Origin of the sequence: Lysinibacillus sp. FSL P4-0201 (genome assembly GCF_038593425.1) — a bacterium.
GTDB classification, from domain to species: Bacteria; Bacillota; Bacilli; order Bacillales_A; family Planococcaceae; genus Lysinibacillus; species Lysinibacillus capsici.
Window position 1 is genome coordinate 2,750,429 of sequence record NZ_CP151995.1, and the last position, 18,689, is coordinate 2,769,117.

Below are 18,689 nucleotides of genomic sequence, written 5' to 3' on the forward strand. Positions count from 1 at the left end.
TTATCTCCTAGCCCTTTCTCCACTAAAAGTTCGGTTTACTAAATAAATGCCCATGATGATGAATAAGCCGCCAACCATTAGTGATGGTTTTAACGGTTCTTCCAATAACACCCAGCCTGTTAATACGCCAAAAAAAGGAGCTAAAAATAAATAGGCACTTGTTTTTCCTGGATCACTATTTTGCAGAAGATAATACCACCCTGCAAATTGTATGATCGAGGAAAAAATACTAAGCCACAACAGAATCAATAACGATTGTGGATTCACAATAAAAAATGGCTGTTCTAACAATGCGCTTCCTAGTAATAAGAGTAAGCCTCCAAATAGCATCTGATAAGCAGATAAAACCCACGTATCAAATAACACGCCCCATTTTTTCACTAACAAGGTGGCAGTAGCCCAAAAAACAGCTGATAGCAAGCCAAAAAGGATGCCTACTTTCAATTCAACTTGTGCCCCCATCGTAATCATCACCCCGATTAAGCCAAACAAAACCCCGATCCATTGATAGAAACGGTAGGACACTTTCATGAAAATGGTGGCAAAAATTACAACTAGTAATGGGTTTGTAAATGTTAAAATAGAAGACTCACTTGCCGTAATGGTGCGGAGACTTAAAAAAATACACCCCATCACACCTGCTGTTTGAAAGCTCCCGATCATGCATAATTTGAACCACTCCCTCCTTGTAATAGGATGAGGTCTCTTCAAGATGATAACAACGATAGCCATGATTATACCAGCCAATATAAAGCGAAGTGCAGCTAATAATAAAGGCGAGGCATACGGTAAGCCTAATTTAACAATGGCAAATGATGAACCCATTAAAAAGGTCGTTACTACTAATAAAGCAATAAATTGATAGTTTTTCATATTCTGGCTCCTCATATAATTCATGTTATATGCTAATTATAAACGGAGAGTATTTCAATGCTTATCGAAATATGGATTACAATGTATAGCAAAGCCAAGCAACCTTGTAGCAGCTTATTATTACCCTTTTTTTAGTGTCGGGATCGAACTAAAAAAAATCTTACCTCTTTAAAAATGGAGAGATAAGATTTTATTTTTCATAAACGCCCTTAAGGTTTCAACAATTTTTGGTGATTTTGTAATGGTGTAAATATTGTCCACTATCCAAAGCGATTACTGTTCCATGAACTGAATGCTTGAAGGCCGTTTTGATTAAGCAATCAGTTTGGCAAACCACGCAACATAATGAGCACCTGGAATCAATAATAATTGTGCCATAATCGTTCCTAAAAACCTGGAAAACATCATCATAACAGACATTCTTTTCAGGTCTAGATAGCTTCCTCTCTTATTGATTACATCATCTGCTAGAATGGATATTTTCGGGTCAATAAATAAGATTAATAGTATTGTTGCAATGCCATTAATTAATCCAGATGCCATAACAGCAGTAGTCTTTAATTCTGGTACTAATAATGTGGCATACAATGCAGATAAAACACCTATCGTATAGATAGCTGTAATAACAATATTGATGACAAATAATTTAATCGGTATTTCCTGTAGACGAATGCCTTTTAAATAACTAAAATTTGGTGTATGAATATGCTTAATCCCTCGTCTTACATAGTCAAATGTAAAGCCCTTTTTCAATAAAGCCGGGATTGAACCTCTTTCCTCAGCCAAATGAACGATAGCTCTTGAAAAAATGGCTACAAAGGTAGGGATAAGTAAGATTCCTACTATTGTTCCAAGCGAAGCCGCTCCAATAATTAGTCGAAATTGATGTTCTACAAATGTCATCGCATTATCCGTAGGTGCTGTATCAACAAGGCTCCCTGTGAATGGTTGTTGCATCATATTTGCTAACCTCGACACCATGACCATTACATTAAAAAGAGATAAAGCGGAAGCTAGTAATTTGACACGTGCTCCTGATAAACGTACTGCATATGCAAGCGTTTCAATCGCATGAATGATTAAAATAAATAAAGCAATCATGATTAATTTTTCTGTTATTAAATCCACATATGTACCTACTCTTCACTTTCTAACGATTTAATATTGTAACGCTTATTCAATAAAATTGTTCCAATTGAAAAAATGTGATGTCAACGGCAGAAAATACTATTTTAAAAGGTGAGGGGTTGATTTCCGTTACGCCAGCGTCCGATGAGTCGCTAAATCCCCTAGGAGTGACGCTGGCTCCTCTCCAACCATTCTACAAAAGTAGCTTTTCCTCTTTCATTCTGGCAGTAGTGATGAGTGACTACTCTAGCCATAAAGAGTAGTGAACACCTTTGTTTTATTTGATTTTCTAAAAAAGAAACATTTTAATGGATTGGAGTGGAAGCCTACTTGAATCTTCTGTGATAGCGATACAGGTAAACCTCTAAACGGAGCTGTGTTCGCCCAGAGGAAAGCTGTAACCTGCACGGAAATTTTTCAACACTATGAAAAAACTTACCCTAAGAAAGGGTAAGTTTTTTGTTACTACAATTGCTTTACCATTAATTTTAATAGGTCATCCTTCCTCGGATAATAATTAGCTTAGCTTCCAATTTCCCCTTCGCCTTTTTAAACAGCTCTTCTAGACCAAATGACAACAGGAATCAATACTAACGACAATAGCCCTCCTGCTAAGGACAACGCTGCATAGCTTGAATTCGCCACTACCATACCTGATAGCGCACCACCTGATGCACCTGCCAATGCCACAAAGACATCCATTTTGCCCTGTGTTTTTGCACGAGTAGAAGGCTCCGTCGCATCAACAATTTGAGCAGTTCCACTAATTAAGCCGAAGTTCCAACCTAATCCCAGTAAAGAAAGTGCCACAATGAGTAACACCATGGAATCACTTGGTGCAAATGCAGCCACTACGCCAGCAAGAAGCAATGTAATACCTGAAGCTATACTCATTGCGGTACGGCCGATTTTATCAACAAGAATACCTGTGACGAGTGATGGCAGATACATAGCACCTACATGAAACCCTATCACAATACCAACCTCGGCTAATCCATGGCCATGATGTTTCATATGTACAGGTGTCATTGTCATGATGGCCACCATGACAATTTGTGTCAGGACCATAACTGTTGCTCCTACCGCTAGACCTCTTTTATTGCTTGATATAGGCATGGATGGTACTTGATTTTCTTTGTTCATTTTTTGCTTATGTGCCTCTATGGCTTTCGCTATTTCTAGCGGGTCAGGACGCAACATAGTAAACAATACAAGCCCCGCCATAATAAAGGCCAAAGCAGATAATAGAAATGGACCCGCTAGAGCTGGAATACCGATAGACAGCGCCACTTTTCCCATCCATTCTACTAAATTTGGACCTAAAACTGCACCAAACGTGGTCATAAGCATGGTTGTACTAATCGCTGTAGCTCGTTGCTTATTGTTGGCTAAATCTGTCCCGGCGTAGCGTGCCTGTAAATTAGTTGCCGTACCAGCTCCATAGATTAATAGAGAGGCAAACAATAACACAATACTGTTCATTAAAGTAGCTAGAACTACACCTATTGCACCAAGTCCACCCACTATAAAACCTGTTGATAAGCCTATGCGGCGACCATAACGCTGTGATAGTTTTCCTACAATGAAAGCCGCACCCGCAGAGCCTAACGTAAATAATGCAGAGGGTACACCCGCATAGGCATCCGTTCCAAGCATTTGTTGTGCCAGTAGAGCGCCTACAGTAATACCCGCTGCAAGTCCAGCTCCCCCAAAAATTTGGGATAAGCTAACGACTATAAGTACACGCCTATATAGGTTTTTTAGTTTTTCTGGTGACTCAATATAGGACGCAAATGACTGTTGAGATTTTTCAACCATTTTTCAACCTTCCTTCTCTATGTATATCAAACAAGATTACTTGAATTAATGAAGAAGGAACCGTCTCCATCTAGACAGTTCCTTTCCTTTGTTACCACCTTTTTACACCTCTACCGTATGCCCCAATTGGTGTAATACATAAAGGACATGCTATTAATGTGCATGCATAACGACTTTCTTTTTCTTCGCGTAAAATAAGAAAGTAGTGGTTAAACTTAAGCTTATGATTCCGAATACAAGTCCCATACCACTTAAACCAATTAAATCTAGCATCATGCCTGTCGATAAAAGCACGATTTGAAAGACGACCGAATCAATCATGTTGCGGAATGAGAAAAAGCGTCCATGGAACTGTTTTGGTACTTGCTTTTGGAAGATTACCATTGTCGTTGGGAAAAAACAGCCAACTGAAAAGCCAAAAACGCCAAATGCCACTAAAGCGAAAAATGGAATATCTGCCAGTAATAATAGTAGCTCCATTGAGCCGATAATAAAGGCTAATGAAAAAAGCAGTGTACCCATTTGTACACGGTCAGCAATCATTTTTAAACCAGCTGCACCAAGCATAAATCCGATACCTTCCACCGTATACAATAATCCTGAAATTGTGGTAGATTGATGAATTTCAGATATTTTCATAATCACTAAATTAAAAGAGCCTAAAAATAATGTTGGAATTAGCATTAAGACAAGCGTCATCAAGACGACTGGATGCTCTTTCACCATCGGCAACACTTCTTTAAAATTCCCTTTTTCTTTGTTTGTCATCGTTTCAGTAGATGCTTCATCCAATTGCAATAAACTAGTAATGACAAACATGCCTAAATAGACAATAAATGAAATAATATATAACCATTTTAACTCAAAAAAACTGAGCATAAATCCAGCAGCGGCTGTACCGATGATCCTTGAAATGGTTCTCGCATTCATTTGCCAAGCATTTAATGTAATTAAATCCTGTTCCTTCGCAATCATGGGAATAATAGATTGCAAGGCAGGCATATAAAATGCTGCCGCTATTTGCAGCGTGATTAAAAATAGAATCATCCAAATGACCGAATTAGTATAAAGTGCGATAAACATAAATAAAACACTGATGATGCGTCCGATACTCGCCATCTGGACAACCGTTTTTTTCTTCGATTGGTCAATGATACGTCCTGCCATTGGACCAACAACTAAGCCTGCTAAAATACCACAAGAAATAATTAATGATTTGTGAAAGTCAGAAGGTACTACCTCTTGCATAAAGGCTAAATTGCCAATAATGCCAGCCCATAAGCCGAGACCTACGACAAATTCACCTAATAAAATAATCCATACGTTTCGATTTCTCCACATGCTGTTCTCCTTGTTGCTATCGTAAAATTTATCGTAACAAAATTTTAAATATTCGTACATAAAAATATAGAAAAATTTGCTAGATGCTACTATTCGTTCTCTTTCTAGTTTATCTTAACGAGTATACTATTTTTCCTAGAAGTAGTACTCATTCAAAAGTTTGAACTTGTCCTCAAAAGAAAAAACATCGTTTGATGGGCGTATCAAACGACGTTTTTCATTAAGAAGTTTCTAGTTTATGAACAAGTACTTTTTTTCTACGCTCAACGATTTTTTGACAGATGAACGTCACGATAAAAATGAAGCCGACTGTTGTTGCCATCATACCTGCTATAGAGGTATCCCAAAATTTCGCTAAATAATAGCCAATGACGGAAGCAGCAGCTCCAAAGAGCATACTATAGACGAACATTTGCTTAATCGTCTTGCTGATTAAATAGGAGGTAGCAGCTGGCCCAATCAACATGGCAACCACTAAAATGGCCCCTACACTATCAAAAGCTGCCACTGTTGTAAACGAAATCGATGTCATAAAGCCATAATGAAGAAAGACAACGGGAATGCCAATGGTTGCTGCATACACAGGGTCAAACGTTGCAAGCTTCATTTCTTTAAAGAATAGGAGTAGGAACGCAATATTAATGACGAGGACGAGTAAGAGCATCCATACTGCCTTAGGCATTGCCAGCCCAAGCAATGTCCATTTATCCCAAGGAACAAAAGCAATTTCTCCCATTAAAACATGCTCAACATCTAAGTGCACATTGCCTGCAAATAAGGTGATGAGGAGAACACCTGCTGCAAACAGAGATGTAAACACTACGCCTATCGCTGCGTCTTCTTGAATACCAGAAGAATGTAATAATTGCACAAGATAGGCTGTTAAAATCCCTGCAAACGCCGCGCCTACCAACATCCAAAAACCATTCAACGTTTGGGTAATAAGGTAAGCCATTACAATGCCAAAGAGCACTGTATGACTGATCGCATCTGCAATCATGGACATTCTACGCAAGATGAGGAAGACACCTGCAATTCCACAAGTTACCCCAACTAACAGTCCCGTGAATACAACCCAAAATTCGATCATCCTACATCACCCTGCTTTCGAAATTGCATTTTCCTACGATATTTACTAATTTGACCAGTTGGACTTATAAAATACGATAGAAAGAATATACCTGCTGCCACTAAGACAATTATCGGACCTGTCGATAACCCTGTTCGAATCGCACTAATAAAGGTTCCTGTTATGCCAGCGATACCTCCAATCGCAGCACTTAAAATGAGCATTGTGCTCAATTTTTTTGTCCATAACTTGGCACTGGCAGCAGGAATAATTAATAAAGCTGACATTAAAATAACGCCAACAGCTTGTATACCAGTAACAATTGTCATGACAATTAAAACCGTTAATGTTGCCTTTAAAGCCTCAATTGGTAAGCCAATCCCTTTTGCATAAACAGGATCAAAGATCAGTAGCTTCCATTCCTTATAAAGCAAGAGACTAACCACAATAATGATGGTTGCACTAATAAAGAGCCACATTAAATCTGCCTTGGTCATCGTCGCTGCTTTACCGAAAATAAAATTATTCAGACCACTCTGGTTCCCCAGTGGGCTACGGTTAACCACTGTTAAAAATACAACACCAACACCAAAAAATACGGTGAGGACTAATCCAATGGCAGCGTCAGCCTTCATTTTTGAAAATGACACAATCCATTGAATACAATACACAGATAATGCAGATGTAATGCCCGCTCCTAGCATTAAAATCGGCAATTCCTTTTGACCTGTTAGCAGGAACGCAAGGGCAATGCCTGGTAATGCTGCATGCGCAGCAGCATCCCCTACTAGACTCTGTTTTTGTAAGAAGGAGAACGTGCCTGTGATGCCTGCTGCAATGCCAAGTAACATCGTTCCGCTCAGTACCCACAATAAGTTACCGCTTAACATTATGTCCCTCCTTACACATGCTGCATCATGAAAAGTTTACCACCATATGTTTTTTGTAATTGCTCTGGTGTAAAAACATCTTCTGTTGCGCCTGATGCTAAAATCGTTTTGTTTAATAGAATCGTATAGTCAAAGTATTCTTTGACAGTTTGAAGATCGTGATGCACAACAAAAATACTTTTCCCCTGTGCCTTTAAATCCTTTAAGATATCAATAATCGTTTTTTCTGTCGCAGCATCTACTCCTGCAAATGGTTCATCTAAAAAATATATATCTGCATTTTGTGCAAGTGCTCTAGCCAGGAATACACGCTGTTGCTGGCCTCCTGAAAGTTGCCCGATGGAACGCTCTGCAAAATCCTGCATCCCAACACTTGCTAAAGCTTGTCGAGCAACAATTTTATCCTGCTTAGACGGTCTTTTAAATAAACCTGAATGGCCATAACGCCCCATGAGCACCACATCCAACGCATTTGTTGGGAAATCCCAATCCACCGCATTACGCTGTGGCACATAGCCTACGACCAAACTCTTTGGCTCAAACATCTTCCCTAAAATTTCTACCTTTCCTACTTTATTGGGAAGCTGATTTAAAATGGCCTTTAAGAATGTGGATTTCCCTGCACCATTTGGGCCAATAATGGCAGCTAGATGACCTGTAGGCACTGTTACACAGGCATTTTCCAATACTGTTTTTTTATCATACGCCACTGATAGATTTTCCACTGTTAATGCATACATTTTCTTCACCTACTTTAATGCATCGACGATCGTGTCGATGTTATGTTGATACATACCTATATACGTACCTTCTGTTGTTCCTTCAGCTCCCATAGCATCGGAGAATAATTCCCCACCGATGACAATGTCGTGGCCTTTTTCCTTAGCCCCTTCAATGACAGCTTTCATCGCCTTATCGGACACACTGGATTCTATAAAAAGAGCCTTAATCTTATTTTCTACTAAGAAATCAACCATCTCTTGAACATCTTTCACACCATACTCTGAATCCGTACTCAGTCCTTGTAAGCCACGTACTTCAAATCCCTGACTTCTGCCAAAGTAATTGAATGCATCATGAGCCGTTACTAATATTCTTTGTTGCTGTGGTATTTCATTCACACGCTTTTCTGCGTAGCTTTGTAAATCATCTAGCTTTTTCAAGTACGCTGCTTCATTTGTTTGAAAATCTGTTTTAAATTCAGGGTATTCTTCCTGAAGCTGCGTACTGATTGCCTTGACAACACCTTGCCAAAGCTCAATATCAAACCAAATATGTGGATCATGGAGCATGGCATCCGTATCACTGGCAAGCAGTTGCTTTTCATCTAATGTCTCGCCCACTGCCAGGACCGTTTTATCCTTCGCCATTTGTTCAAAAATATCGAGCATTTGTCCTTCTAAATGTAAGCCATTATAAAAAATGACTTCTGCTTTATCCAATTTCGATAAATCACTTTGAGTCGCCTTGTAGAGATGGGGATCTACACCTGGACCCATCAATGCCGATACCTGTAAATGATCGCCACTGATTACTTTAATCGCATCTGCAATTTGTCCTGTGGTTGCGACCACAATGCCTTCTTTTTCACCCTCTGTTTCTGCTGAACAGCCAAATAATAGAAATGAGAGTGATAATACCATCACGCCTAACCATTGTTTCATTTTCCTACCTCGACTTTCTCATTTTTAAACAATTGTTTGAAAAAAGTGCTAAACAACAACGTAACCAATCGGCGGACAAGCCGTATATTGTTTGTCATGCCCGCCCTCTAATGGTATTGAACGCTTATCTCACAGCTTTTTTTCATACAATGCCTTAATTTATATTCATTTTCCTGATAAGCTGGCGCCAGCTCATCCAGAAAAGTATTAACATCATCCCTGCGCCTACTGAATCGGTCAGTTTCCATACGATTGCTAAAATAATTAAAATGACCATTGGAAGAATCGTCAGCTTGAAATCACCTAAATCTTTCATTCACGCACTCTTCTTTCTCCACAGATATTTTGTTTCCCTTAGGAAAAATATATGCTTAATACAAAGAAAATTCAACTACTTTATGAAAATTTCTTTTAAAAAAATTTTTTTCTTATGTAAAAATTAGTTTGGCCCAAACAAAAAATCCCCAATGCTAACATTAGAGATTTTTTAATACATAGATTTATGTGAATAAACGTTCATTCTTCTTTTTCTAACGGTTTTCCTATAAATTCAAAGGCATAAATATGTGTTTTCGTTAATTCAATAATATCCTTGATTAAAGCTTCTTCTGATTTTTCATAGCCGCTTGCAATCCATTGCATCATCAATCCATAAAAGCCGTAGGAAGTATAATGCTTGAACATGTTCATATTGACAGGCTGCTGATTGATCGTCTCAAATTTAAATTGCTCTTGATAAATTTTTGTAATCGTTAAGGGCATACGAGTATGTAACCCAGGAATCGTATCTTCCACATTCAGCAGCTCGAAAAACAAACGATGCTTATAAATGTAATGAATAATATTAAAGGATGGTGCCTTCAATTTTGTCGTATATACCTTTTCCCCATATAGGTAGGGTTCACCTACTGCTACTTCCAGACCATTCAGCATCTGTTCTAGTAAATTCTCTGCCAGCTCAAATTTATCTCGAAAATGCACATAAAAGGTACTTCGGTTATAGCCGGCTCGTTCTACAATATCCTTCACTGTAATGGCTTGAAAACCATGTTGTTTCATTAAATCGACAAACGCCTCAAAAAAATGACGGCGGGTTCTTTCTTGTCTTTGTGTCCATTTTGGCAATTTTACTTCCCCCTTTTAGACATTTCAGGGACATATGTCTACTAGTTAGATATTTACTACGACATTAATGATTGTTTCCGTTTTCAGGCGTTTTACAATAAAAGTACACCGTGATTTACACAGTGTGCAAGAAAAATGATTGTTTAAGGGAGTGTCATGTATGGGGAAATTACAAGATAAAGTCGCAATTATTACAGGTGGTGCTTCTGGTATCGGTGCTGCAACCGCTCAATTATTTGTAGCAGAGGGAGCAAAAGTGGTGCTTGTGGACCTAAACGAGGAAAAAGGCCAAGCATTTGCAGCCGAACTACAGGCAACAGGCGCAGAAGCCATGTTCATCAAAGCAAACGTAACGGATGAACAGGAAGTAGCTGCTATTTATCAAACAACGATTGAGGCATTTGGCAAAGTCGATGTCCTTTTTAATAATGCAGGAATTGGTCGTGTTACGCCAACTGAGGAGCTTCCTTATGCGGAATGGCGTCAAACTGTAAATGTAGACTTAGATGGTGTATTTTTAATGGCGCAGGCTGCCATCAAAGAAATGCTAAAAGCGAATGGTGGTACAATCGTTAATACAGCTTCGATGTATGGTTGGGTTGGCTCGCCAGGATCAGCTGCTTATAATGCAGCAAAAGGGGGTGTGATTAATTTAACACGTTCATTAGCATTGGAATTTGCTACGCGAGGTATTCGTGTTAATGCCCTATGTCCAGGCTTTATTGATACACCGATTATTCCAGAAGAAAGTAAGGAACCATTACGTCAGATCACACCTATGCAACGACTAGGACAACCAGAGGAAATGGCAAAAGCTGTTTTATTTATGGCTTGTGACGATTCAACGTTTATGACAGGGAACACATTAACAGTAGATGGTGGCTACACAGCCCAATAATGACGTTTAAAATAATCGCTTCCCGACAAAGGGCAGCGATTATTTTTTTCACTAGAAAAATTTGCAGTTTTTATCCATTTCCTGCAAACTATTACTAAAGCGAGCAAGAAAGGATGAAGACGACGAATGAAAAAATTAATTGGTACATTATTATTTTCTATTCTGATTATCGCTAGTGCAGGCAATGTACAAGCTGCTGGCTTTCGGGATGTATCAGAGGATCATTATGCCTATGAGGCTATTTTATGGGCAGAAGAATATGATATTGTTAATGGCTTTACAGACGGTACATTTAAACCGAATGCTACTATTACTGAACAGCAATTAGCAAAACTATTAGCCAATTTTTATGAGCTCGAAACGCCCATCGACGAATTAAAAAAGCAAACGCCTTCGGCAAACTGGTCGGATGAATTCTATAACCAGCTCGCAAGCTACGGGGTGCCTTTAAATGGCTATTTCGACAACCGAATTCGAGCGGCTACTGTGAAGCGCGGTGTAGTGGCACAGGCTATTGCTCATTTAGCTAGCGGTAAGAAGGGATTAGATCAATCTATTCAGTTTTTACTTGATACCTATATTTCTTCTGGGCTAAATCCACAGTATGAAGATCGTAATTTACAAAAGTTTTATGGCGTGACAAACAACATGACCCGTGCGCAAGTTGTCACGATGCTTTATCGTATGGACGAGCGAAATTATTATGAAATTTCAGCGGATGCACAAGCCATACACGAGAATGCCAACAATGTTTCATTAATGACAAGAGCTAAAAATGCCCAAAGTCAGCTCGATAAATCTTTGCAACAAGCAACACCTGGTAAAAGTGCTTGGGAAGGTGTCTATACGTATTATTACAAATGGGGTAAAGGTGCAAACGATTTTAACCGCCGCGATGCCGTCATTTCGAACGCTACAAGTAACAGCTTCTCTATTGCTTTAACAGCAAATGATGGGACAGCTTCAGGTAATGTCAACGGAACAGCCACGATAACAAGCAGCTCAAAAGCCTTAATGAATAAGTCCTCAAACGGCAATCGCTGTGTCGTTGAATTTGAACGTTTATCCAATAATGCCCTAAAGGTGTCCGAGATTGATTGTCGTGCTGAACGTAATGAAGGCACCAATTTTTCGGGTACCCTCAAGCAGCAATAATTTTTAACAGAGTCTGATTCATTCAGGCTCCTTTTTTTAATTCCCCAGCGTTTGATACTTCTGCTTGGCAATAGCAATAAAATCGAGGAGGCATGGTTGCAAATGCTTATCTTTATGCCAAGCAATATCTGTATAAATAGGAGCTAGCTTTAATGTGGACGGTATCTCTGTTACATGTCCCAATGTCAGTTCTTTTTCTACGACCATTTTAGGTAAAAATGTCATACCTAGGCCTGCAATTATACATTGTTTGATCGCTTCAATACTGGCAAATTCAATCATTTGTAAAGGCCGAACCCCTTCTAGCTGAAGCAATGCTTCTAAATGATTACGATAAGAACACCCTGTTTCAGTTAACAGCATCGTTTCATGTGCTAGCTGTTGAGCGGATAGCGGCTCCCTTCTTTCGATAGGTGCACTGACAAAAATAAGCTGCTCTTCAATCAATCGCTGTCGCTGTAACATCGATGTTTCCTGGTAGGTATCTGTAATAAAGGCAACATCTAGATCCCCTGCCTGTAATAGCTTTTTAGCAATGTCCGTTGTATGCACTGGCTTAAAAATGATTTTCACATGGGGGTGAACCTGTTGAAATTGCTGTAAAATGCTGGGCAATCGATAGACACACTGACTTTCCTGTGCCCCTATCTTCAATAGGACTTGCTCCTGCTCGTTGGATATAGCTTTTTTCATTTCACGGTCTAGCTCAAGCATTTTTTTTGCATAATGCTGTAGACGCTTGCCCTCTTCCGTGAGAATAATGCGCTTGCCAAGCCGCTCAAAAAGTTGAACACCCAACTCTTGTTCTAAAGTTTTGATTTGAGCTGTAATACTCGATTGAGCGTAGTCAAGAAGTTGGGCTGTCTGTGTAAAGCTTAATGTTTCAGCTGCTGTAAAAAACGTTTGAAGCTGCTTAATATCCATCACTTGAACCCCTTTATCTATTTCTTCGATAGTTTATTTTTAAACATTCATCCTTTTCGATAATAAAATCCAATATACACTAGTTTGTAACTGAAAGAAAGGGCTGCCAAATGTAGTGACTGGCATTTAAACCTTTTATCATATAAAAAGAAACGAATTTGGAGACTTCTTTCATCCAAATACGTTTCTGTGTATACTGCTATAAAAATAGTAAATATAATCTAACAGCCAATAAGGTCGTCTGATAGTTGGCTCGTTCTTTTCTATACCAGCACCTATTGCAATTTTTTTCTAAGATGGTCAGCTGCAGACAACGCTTTGAGATCTTGAGCGATATCGCCTGGCTTGTTTCCTTCTCCTAGAATATACCCCTCAAAGGTTATCCCAACAAAATCAAAAATATGTTGAAATTGCTGAATCATTGGTAACCCCTTTATATAAGGCTCATCTCCACCAACTGCAATAACATATGCTTTTTTAGAAGACATTAATGCTTTAAAATCAGGATAATTCGGGTCTCTTAAGGTTTGTGACCATCGATCTATAAAGTTCTTCATCGCTCCTGTCATACTATACCAATAAATAGGCGTAGAAAAAATAAGAATATGATGCGGAAGAATACGGTCAATGACGGCATTATAATCATCGCTGACATCTGAGAATCCTTCCTCAGCATGACGCTTATCGATTATTGGCTGAATGACACAATCCTTTAGATAAATTTCTTCAATCATTAGGCCTTGAGTGGCTAATTTTGTTAAAGTCTCTACATTCCCATTCGGACGATTGCCACCGTAAATAACTGCTATTGACATTTAGATGATCCCCGCTTCCTTGAAGTTTTTACTATTGTTCCCGGATACCTATATCTTATTATGTATTTACAATTCGATAAAGATGATTATTTCGATAAAATCAATCGAAAAAAGTGATTTTAAAGGAGATTGCTGTTTTGCCTTCCTTTGGCAAAATGTATAAAGCCATTTTTTTGGCTGTATTGAGATAGGCTGGGCGTGGCTAAAAATGTGGCCTCTATCCCCTATTCTGTATTAATTATCTTGAGGAAAATCAAAATATCTCTTGTAAGAGAGAAAAAAGAATACTGCCAATGCGCGTGATAAAGATGTGCTAAAGTTAAGGGAAGCAATAGTTGCTTTATTGATCCAAGCATTAAAATTGTTTAATTATTTGACGTAAAATGATGCCTACTATTCTTGTTTTCTAAGAATTTGTCGTACATTGCAAGTTAGTAGTCACTGTTTGCTAGTTACAAGGCGTGATTGAAAAGATACTATATAAACTGTTCCGTTCAAACAAAGCAGGACAAAATTTACGATATGAACAATAAATATTCATGATGAAGGAGCCTCAAATTAATGATGTTACAGACCTCTAATCGCATTAAAATGCCATTGGGATTTTGGGAAGGGTTACGTCAAGTAGGGATAGCCCCGCAAGACGTGGTTCGAAAAGCACGACTACCTATTACAATCATTAATGAACCTGTCGTCTCTATAACTCAATATTTTTCGATTTGGCAGGCTTATTCCGATATCATTGACGACACTGCTAAAGGAATCATCAAACTAGCGACTAGCTTTGAACCAAATCATTACCCCCCTACTGTCCTAGTAGCCTACCATGCACGTGATTATCGTGATGCCTTAAAGAGAATGGCACGGTACAAACAACTGTGTCCGCCTGAAAGCTTGCGTATCACTGAGGAGGGTGAGGAATGTACAATCGAACTAGAATGGTCGTATACTGAGCAACCTGGTCCTCCTATGCTTATTGGTATCACACTTGCATTTCTTCTTGAGCTTGGACGTCGGGGGACAGGTCAACCGATCGCAGCAAAGTTTGTTGAATTTTCACATGCAATGGGCGATGTACAGACGCTTGAAGATTATTTCGGTTGCAGTATCCAAATTGGTGCAAAGTGTAACCGGTTGACGATACACCGCGAGGATCTGGATCGTCACTTTGCCTCATATAACTTGGAGTTGCTGGAAATGTTGACCCCTCTTCTGGATCAATCGTTGAATGTGCACCAACATAGCAGCTCCATCACTGAGATGGTTAAATGGATAATAAAACGTAGCTTAGCAGGAGGACGCCCTGACATACAGACAGTCGCGAGCGAGCTAGGAATGAGCGACCGTACCTTGCAGCGCAGGCTTACTAACGAATGCACGAGCTTTAAGTTTTTGTTAACACAAGTTCGACAGGATCAGGCCCGCGAGTATCTAGCAGACCCCTCGCTTGATATTAAAGATGTCGCCTTCTTGATTGGATACGAAGATCAAAACTCATTTTACCGTGCCTTCCACCTATGGGAAGGTGATACGCCTTCAAATTGGCGTTCTAAACATGTAGGAACAAATTAGATAAATATAAAATTTTGAAACACAAGACCAATAGTCAGACTTTCAAAAAAGTTGGCGTTTTTATTTTTACATCCAGAAAATCAAAATAGATAGAGGAGCAATGTAATATGGATATAGGATTGAACAATAAAACAGCTTTAGTGACCGGATCTACAAGAGGTATAGGTAAAGCAATCGCTATCGAACTAGCCAAAGAAGGTGTGAACGTACTAATAAATGGGCGAAATGATGAAGAGGTACAACGCACTGTAAATGAAATTAAATTAGCTTATCCATCTACTTTTCCACAAAATGCTACAGCCAATATTGCTGATATACATCAAAGAGAAGCTTTATTTGAAAAATATCCGTATATTGACATTTTAATTAACAATATGGGTATCTATGAAATTATGCCATATGAAGATGTTGATGATGATACTTGGGAAAAATACTTCCGTACTAATGTTCTTGCGGCAAATGGATTATCTAAATTTTACTTACCAAAAATGTTGGAAAATGATTTTGGTCGCATTATTTTTATTGCCAGTGAAGAAGCAATTATGCCCTCGGGACAAATGCCTCAATATTGCATGACAAAAACGATGCTATTATCCTTGTCAAAAAGCCTCTCTAAATTAACAATAGGAAAAGAGGTTACAATTAATACAATCTTGCCAGGACCAACACTCTCTGAGAATGTGTATCAAATAATTGATGGTATGTTTCCTAATCAAGACATGAGTTTTTCTGAGAAAGAGAAAGAATTTATGATGACAAACCTACCTCAATCAGAAATACAAAGATTTATCAAACCAATCGAAATAGGAAGAATAACTACATTTGTATGTAGTCCATTTGCATCTGCATTTAAAGGATCACCGATTCGTATGGATGGTGGTATGGTACCGACAATTTTCTAACATTATCCTCGTCCCATCATGATAAATCGCATGGCTGCATATTGCTCGATGAAGGAGCAGAAGTAGCCTCTTGGAAAATATATTTCCACGACATAAAAAGATTTACCTAATTACGGTATACAGAATGATAATAAACGACCTAATCGCTTACCGCAATTAGGTCGTTCTACCGTCTATGCTTCTACTGAGATATGCTGGAAGGTTGTCACATCAAATAATCCTGTATCTGTTAGCTTTAAAGCAGGAATAACTGGTAATGCCACAAAAGAAAACGTTAGTAGAAAATGGAAATCTAATGTTGGATTAAGCGTCTTTAATGCCCTGTGCAAGCCTGCTAGCTGCTCCTTTGCCTGTTGAGCTGGTACATCTGTCATCAAGCCACCAATGGTTAATGGCATCTCCGCTAGAATTTGGCCACCCGCAACTATCACAAAGCCCCCTTGGATTTCCTGAATGCGTGTAAGCGCCAGGACCATATCCTCATCATTTGTTCCTACAACAAGGGCATTATGGGAATCATGAGCTACTGTTGTAGCTACTGCTCCTTTTTGTAAGCCAAAGCCTTTAACAATTCCTAAACCTGTCGTGTGTAGCTGATGATGACGTTCGATGACGGCTAGTTTCAGTAGATCTTGTTCTACAGAAGGGACGAAAAAACCATCCTTTACAGGTACATCCATTATTACATGATTGGTAATTAGCTGATTCGGCACAATCTCCATTACATTCGCCTTTGTACCCTTTGTGAATGCTAGTTGTAGCCTATCCTTTGTAATGGTTGGTAAATGGACAGATTGATGGATATGAGCAGGCACAACTGGCTCTTGACGATTTGTCAGCATTTTACCATTTTCAGCCACTTTCTGCCCATTTTTCCATACGGCCTTTGCCTGCATTGTTGACAAATTCTCTACTAACACAAAATCTGCCTTATAGCCTGGTGCAAGTACACCTCGATCTAATAAACGATAGCATTCTGCGGTGTTAACGGTTGCTAACTGGATTGCTTGCAATGGTTGCATCCCTTCAGCTATTGCCATGGCGATATCATAATTGATGCTGCCTTCGTCGATTAACTCATCCACATATTTATCATCTGTACAAAAACCAAAGCGACGAGCATTATGTGACTGGACAGCTGGCAATAAGTCACGTAAGTTTTTCGCGGCTGAGCCCTCTCGGATTAGCACATACATCCCTTGCTCTACACGGTCAATCGCTTCCTCAGCCGTTACACATTCATGATCTGTGTGAATACCCGCAGCTCGATAGCCTGTAATTTGTTCGCTTTGTAAGCCTGCACAATGCCCATCAATGACTAAATTTGCTTCCTGCGATAATAAAATTTTCTGAAGCATGTCCTCTTGCCCATTTAATACCGCTGGGAAATCCATCACCTCAGCTAATCCACGAACCTGTTCATGTTGTAGAAATGGTGCCAAATCCTTAGCTGTTAGTGTAGCGCCTGCATTTTCAAACTGTGTACCTGGCACACTTGATGGCAGCATCACAAAAATATCCATATCTGCCTTTTGTGCATCATCGAGCATAAATTGAATGCCTTCTGCTCCTGCGACATTGGCGATCTCATGAGGATCTGTCATTACCGTTGTAATCCCATGAGGAAGTAAAACGCGACTAAATTCCCCTGGTGTCAACATAGAAGACTCAATATGTATATGACCATCAATTAAACCAGGAATGACATAGCCACCTGCCGCATCCTCTTCCTGTTTAGCGTGAAACTTATTAGTGCGATCTAGAGCCACAATCATACCATTCTTCACGACGATATCTGCTTTTTGCCATGTTAACGAAAAAACATCCGCAATTTGCGCATTTCTCAGTATAAAATCTGCCTCTAATTTTCCTTGAGATGATAATACATTTTGTGTTAGCTGCTGTAATTTTCTCGACATAATCTATACTCCTTTTTCTTTTAAGAACTATCATGCCAAAAAGATGCTAGCCATTGCAACTATTTATCGCTACATCAGTAAAAAACGACCATTGATCAATGGTCGTTCGAAAATTCTAGCTCTTTAGGTGGTTGCCCTTTTTTATTCATCAAGCGCATACGAATAGGCTCAATCTTTAATGTCACCATTTCATCCTGATTGCCAATAAAGATACTTGTAAAAAATTCGGCTAGTTTATTTTTTATCCCTTCTTCATGTACTTCCGTAAGCTTGCCTTCTATTTCCACATACGTATCACCAAAGCCACCATTTTCGTAGCCATATAAAATATGGGTATATGGGTTTTTGCGCAGCTCTTCCATTTTTTCTGAATGCTTATTCGTCACTGTATACAATACAAAATCTTCATGCTGGAATGTCATGTATCGTGAGTAAGGTTTGCCATTTTCTACAGTCGCCATTGTGCCAATCTTTTCTCGATTTAACACTTCTAGAATTTCATCACGTACAGAAGTCATAATATCCCATCCTTTCATCTATATATCTATTTTGCCCTCTCCGAAGAAAGCTAAACGGTCTTTTTTTGAAAAATGTGA

Annotated in this window: 18 protein-coding genes; 4 read left to right on the forward strand and 14 right to left on the reverse strand. The window is 39.0% G+C overall.

The annotated features are described in order from the left end of the window. From MKY76_RS13875 to MKY76_RS13920, 10 genes are all read right to left on the reverse strand, one after another. Entirely contained in the window at positions 1 to 873 is an 873-nt protein-coding gene (locus MKY76_RS13875; RefSeq protein WP_048392431.1) for a DMT family transporter, read from the reverse strand. Between the two features lie 312 nt (positions 874 to 1,185). After that, entirely contained in the window at positions 1,186 to 1,974 is a 789-nt protein-coding gene (locus MKY76_RS13880; RefSeq protein WP_342557910.1) for a lipid II flippase Amj family protein, read from the reverse strand. Between the two features lie 576 nt (positions 1,975 to 2,550). Further along, entirely contained in the window at positions 2,551 to 3,819 is a 1,269-nt protein-coding gene (locus tag MKY76_RS13885; protein ID WP_342556755.1) for an MFS transporter, read from the reverse strand. A gap of 153 nt (positions 3,820 to 3,972) precedes the next feature. Continuing rightward, entirely contained in the window at positions 3,973 to 5,160 is a 1,188-nt protein-coding gene (locus MKY76_RS13890; protein WP_342556756.1) for an MFS transporter, read from the reverse strand. Positions 5,161 to 5,380: 220 nt separating this feature from the next. After that, a complete protein-coding gene (locus tag MKY76_RS13895; RefSeq protein WP_048392426.1) occupies positions 5,381 to 6,250 on the reverse strand; it encodes a metal ABC transporter permease in 870 nt (289 codons plus the stop codon). Further along, positions 6,247 to 7,119 carry a metal ABC transporter permease gene (locus MKY76_RS13900; protein WP_054550447.1) on the reverse strand — a complete coding sequence of 291 codons (873 nt, stop codon included), beginning with the start codon at positions 7,117 to 7,119 and terminating at the stop codon, positions 6,247 to 6,249. Before MKY76_RS13900 ends, MKY76_RS13895 begins: the two co-directional genes overlap by 4 nt. Positions 7,120 to 7,130: 11 nt before the next feature. Further along, entirely contained in the window at positions 7,131 to 7,859 is a 729-nt protein-coding gene (locus MKY76_RS13905) for a metal ABC transporter ATP-binding protein (protein ID WP_036077297.1), read from the reverse strand. Between the two features lie 9 nt (positions 7,860 to 7,868). Continuing rightward, positions 7,869 to 8,783, reverse strand: a complete 915-nt coding sequence (locus MKY76_RS13910; RefSeq protein WP_342556757.1) for a zinc ABC transporter substrate-binding protein — start codon at positions 8,781 to 8,783, stop codon at positions 7,869 to 7,871. Between the two features lie 154 nt (positions 8,784 to 8,937). Then, complete coding sequence (locus tag MKY76_RS13915) at positions 8,938 to 9,099, reverse strand: hypothetical protein (protein ID WP_167334366.1); 162 nt, start codon at positions 9,097 to 9,099, stop codon at positions 8,938 to 8,940. 200 nt (positions 9,100 to 9,299) lie between these two features. After that, the gene (locus MKY76_RS13920) at positions 9,300 to 9,908 is read right to left on the reverse strand and encodes a TetR/AcrR family transcriptional regulator (protein ID WP_016991665.1); all 609 of its coding nucleotides are present in this window, start codon (positions 9,906 to 9,908) and stop codon (positions 9,300 to 9,302) included. Between the two features lie 160 nt (positions 9,909 to 10,068). Between MKY76_RS13920 and MKY76_RS13925 the strand changes: the two genes are divergently transcribed. Beyond that, entirely contained in the window at positions 10,069 to 10,806 is a 738-nt protein-coding gene (locus MKY76_RS13925; RefSeq protein WP_016991666.1) for an SDR family NAD(P)-dependent oxidoreductase, read from the forward strand. Positions 10,807 to 10,932: 126 nt separating this feature from the next. Next, on the forward strand, positions 10,933 to 11,961 hold the full coding sequence (locus tag MKY76_RS13930; protein ID WP_036077306.1) for an S-layer homology domain-containing protein: 1,029 nt from the start codon (positions 10,933 to 10,935) through the stop codon (positions 11,959 to 11,961). 36 nt (positions 11,962 to 11,997) lie between these two features. Here the strand turns inward: MKY76_RS13930 and MKY76_RS13935 are convergent, their stop codons facing one another. Both MKY76_RS13935 and MKY76_RS13940 read right to left on the reverse strand, forming a co-directional pair. After that, on the reverse strand, positions 11,998 to 12,885 hold the full coding sequence (locus tag MKY76_RS13935; RefSeq protein WP_342556758.1) for a LysR family transcriptional regulator: 888 nt from the start codon (positions 12,883 to 12,885) through the stop codon (positions 11,998 to 12,000). Positions 12,886 to 13,160: 275 nt separating this feature from the next. Further along, positions 13,161 to 13,700 (reverse strand): flavodoxin family protein, encoded by a 540-nt coding sequence (locus tag MKY76_RS13940; protein WP_342556759.1) that lies wholly within the window; start codon positions 13,698 to 13,700, stop codon positions 13,161 to 13,163. 561 nt (positions 13,701 to 14,261) lie between these two features. On the opposite strand from MKY76_RS13940, the gene MKY76_RS13945 reads away from it, so the two are divergent. Both MKY76_RS13945 and MKY76_RS13950 read left to right on the forward strand, forming a co-directional pair. Next, on the forward strand, positions 14,262 to 15,272 hold the full coding sequence (locus tag MKY76_RS13945; protein ID WP_342556760.1) for an AraC family transcriptional regulator ligand-binding domain-containing protein: 1,011 nt from the start codon (positions 14,262 to 14,264) through the stop codon (positions 15,270 to 15,272). Positions 15,273 to 15,379: 107 nt separating this feature from the next. Beyond that, positions 15,380 to 16,174 (forward strand): SDR family oxidoreductase, encoded by a 795-nt coding sequence (locus MKY76_RS13950; RefSeq protein ID WP_342556761.1) that lies wholly within the window; start codon positions 15,380 to 15,382, stop codon positions 16,172 to 16,174. Positions 16,175 to 16,347: 173 nt separating this feature from the next. Here the strand turns inward: MKY76_RS13950 and ade are convergent, their stop codons facing one another. Then, the gene (gene ade / locus MKY76_RS13955; RefSeq protein WP_342556762.1) at positions 16,348 to 18,093 is read right to left on the reverse strand and encodes an adenine deaminase; all 1,746 of its coding nucleotides are present in this window, start codon (positions 18,091 to 18,093) and stop codon (positions 16,348 to 16,350) included. A 95-nt stretch (positions 18,094 to 18,188) separates the two neighbouring features. Then, complete coding sequence (locus tag MKY76_RS13960; protein ID WP_048392416.1) at positions 18,189 to 18,611, reverse strand: pyridoxamine 5'-phosphate oxidase family protein; 423 nt, start codon at positions 18,609 to 18,611, stop codon at positions 18,189 to 18,191. Positions 18,612 to 18,689 lie beyond the last annotated feature (78 nt).

What these genes read in the sequence shown, in the direction of transcription:
- MKY76_RS13940 (WP_342556759.1), bottom strand. Translation starts at nt 13,700, where the DNA reads ATGTCAATAGCAGTTATTTACGGTGGCAATCGTCCGAATGGGAATGTA.
- MKY76_RS13885 (WP_342556755.1), bottom strand. Translation starts at nt 3,819, where the DNA reads ATGGTTGAAAAATCTCAACAGTCATTTGCGTCCTATATTGAGTCACCA.
- MKY76_RS13875 (WP_048392431.1), bottom strand. Translation starts at nt 873, where the DNA reads ATGAAAAACTATCAATTTATTGCTTTATTAGTAGTAACGACCTTTTTA.
- MKY76_RS13915 (WP_167334366.1), bottom strand. Translation starts at nt 9,099, where the DNA reads ATGAAAGATTTAGGTGATTTCAAGCTGACGATTCTTCCAATGGTCATT.
- MKY76_RS13945 (WP_342556760.1), top strand. Translation starts at nt 14,262, where the DNA reads ATGATGTTACAGACCTCTAATCGCATTAAAATGCCATTGGGATTTTGG.
- MKY76_RS13900 (WP_054550447.1), bottom strand. Translation starts at nt 7,119, where the DNA reads ATGTTAAGCGGTAACTTATTGTGGGTACTGAGCGGAACGATGTTACTT.
- MKY76_RS13960 (WP_048392416.1), bottom strand. Translation starts at nt 18,611, where the DNA reads ATGACTTCTGTACGTGATGAAATTCTAGAAGTGTTAAATCGAGAAAAG.
- MKY76_RS13925 (WP_016991666.1), top strand. Translation starts at nt 10,069, where the DNA reads ATGGGGAAATTACAAGATAAAGTCGCAATTATTACAGGTGGTGCTTCT.
- MKY76_RS13930 (WP_036077306.1), top strand. Translation starts at nt 10,933, where the DNA reads ATGAAAAAATTAATTGGTACATTATTATTTTCTATTCTGATTATCGCT.
- MKY76_RS13935 (WP_342556758.1), bottom strand. Translation starts at nt 12,885, where the DNA reads ATGGATATTAAGCAGCTTCAAACGTTTTTTACAGCAGCTGAAACATTA.
- ade (WP_342556762.1), bottom strand. Translation starts at nt 18,093, where the DNA reads ATGTCGAGAAAATTACAGCAGCTAACACAAAATGTATTATCATCTCAA.
- MKY76_RS13905 (WP_036077297.1), bottom strand. Translation starts at nt 7,859, where the DNA reads ATGTATGCATTAACAGTGGAAAATCTATCAGTGGCGTATGATAAAAAA.
- MKY76_RS13895 (WP_048392426.1), bottom strand. Translation starts at nt 6,250, where the DNA reads ATGATCGAATTTTGGGTTGTATTCACGGGACTGTTAGTTGGGGTAACT.
- MKY76_RS13880 (WP_342557910.1), bottom strand. Translation starts at nt 1,974, where the DNA reads ATGATTGCTTTATTTATTTTAATCATTCATGCGATTGAAACGCTTGCA.
- MKY76_RS13890 (WP_342556756.1), bottom strand. Translation starts at nt 5,160, where the DNA reads ATGTGGAGAAATCGAAACGTATGGATTATTTTATTAGGTGAATTTGTC.
- MKY76_RS13910 (WP_342556757.1), bottom strand. Translation starts at nt 8,783, where the DNA reads ATGAAACAATGGTTAGGCGTGATGGTATTATCACTCTCATTTCTATTA.
- MKY76_RS13950 (WP_342556761.1), top strand. Translation starts at nt 15,380, where the DNA reads ATGGATATAGGATTGAACAATAAAACAGCTTTAGTGACCGGATCTACA.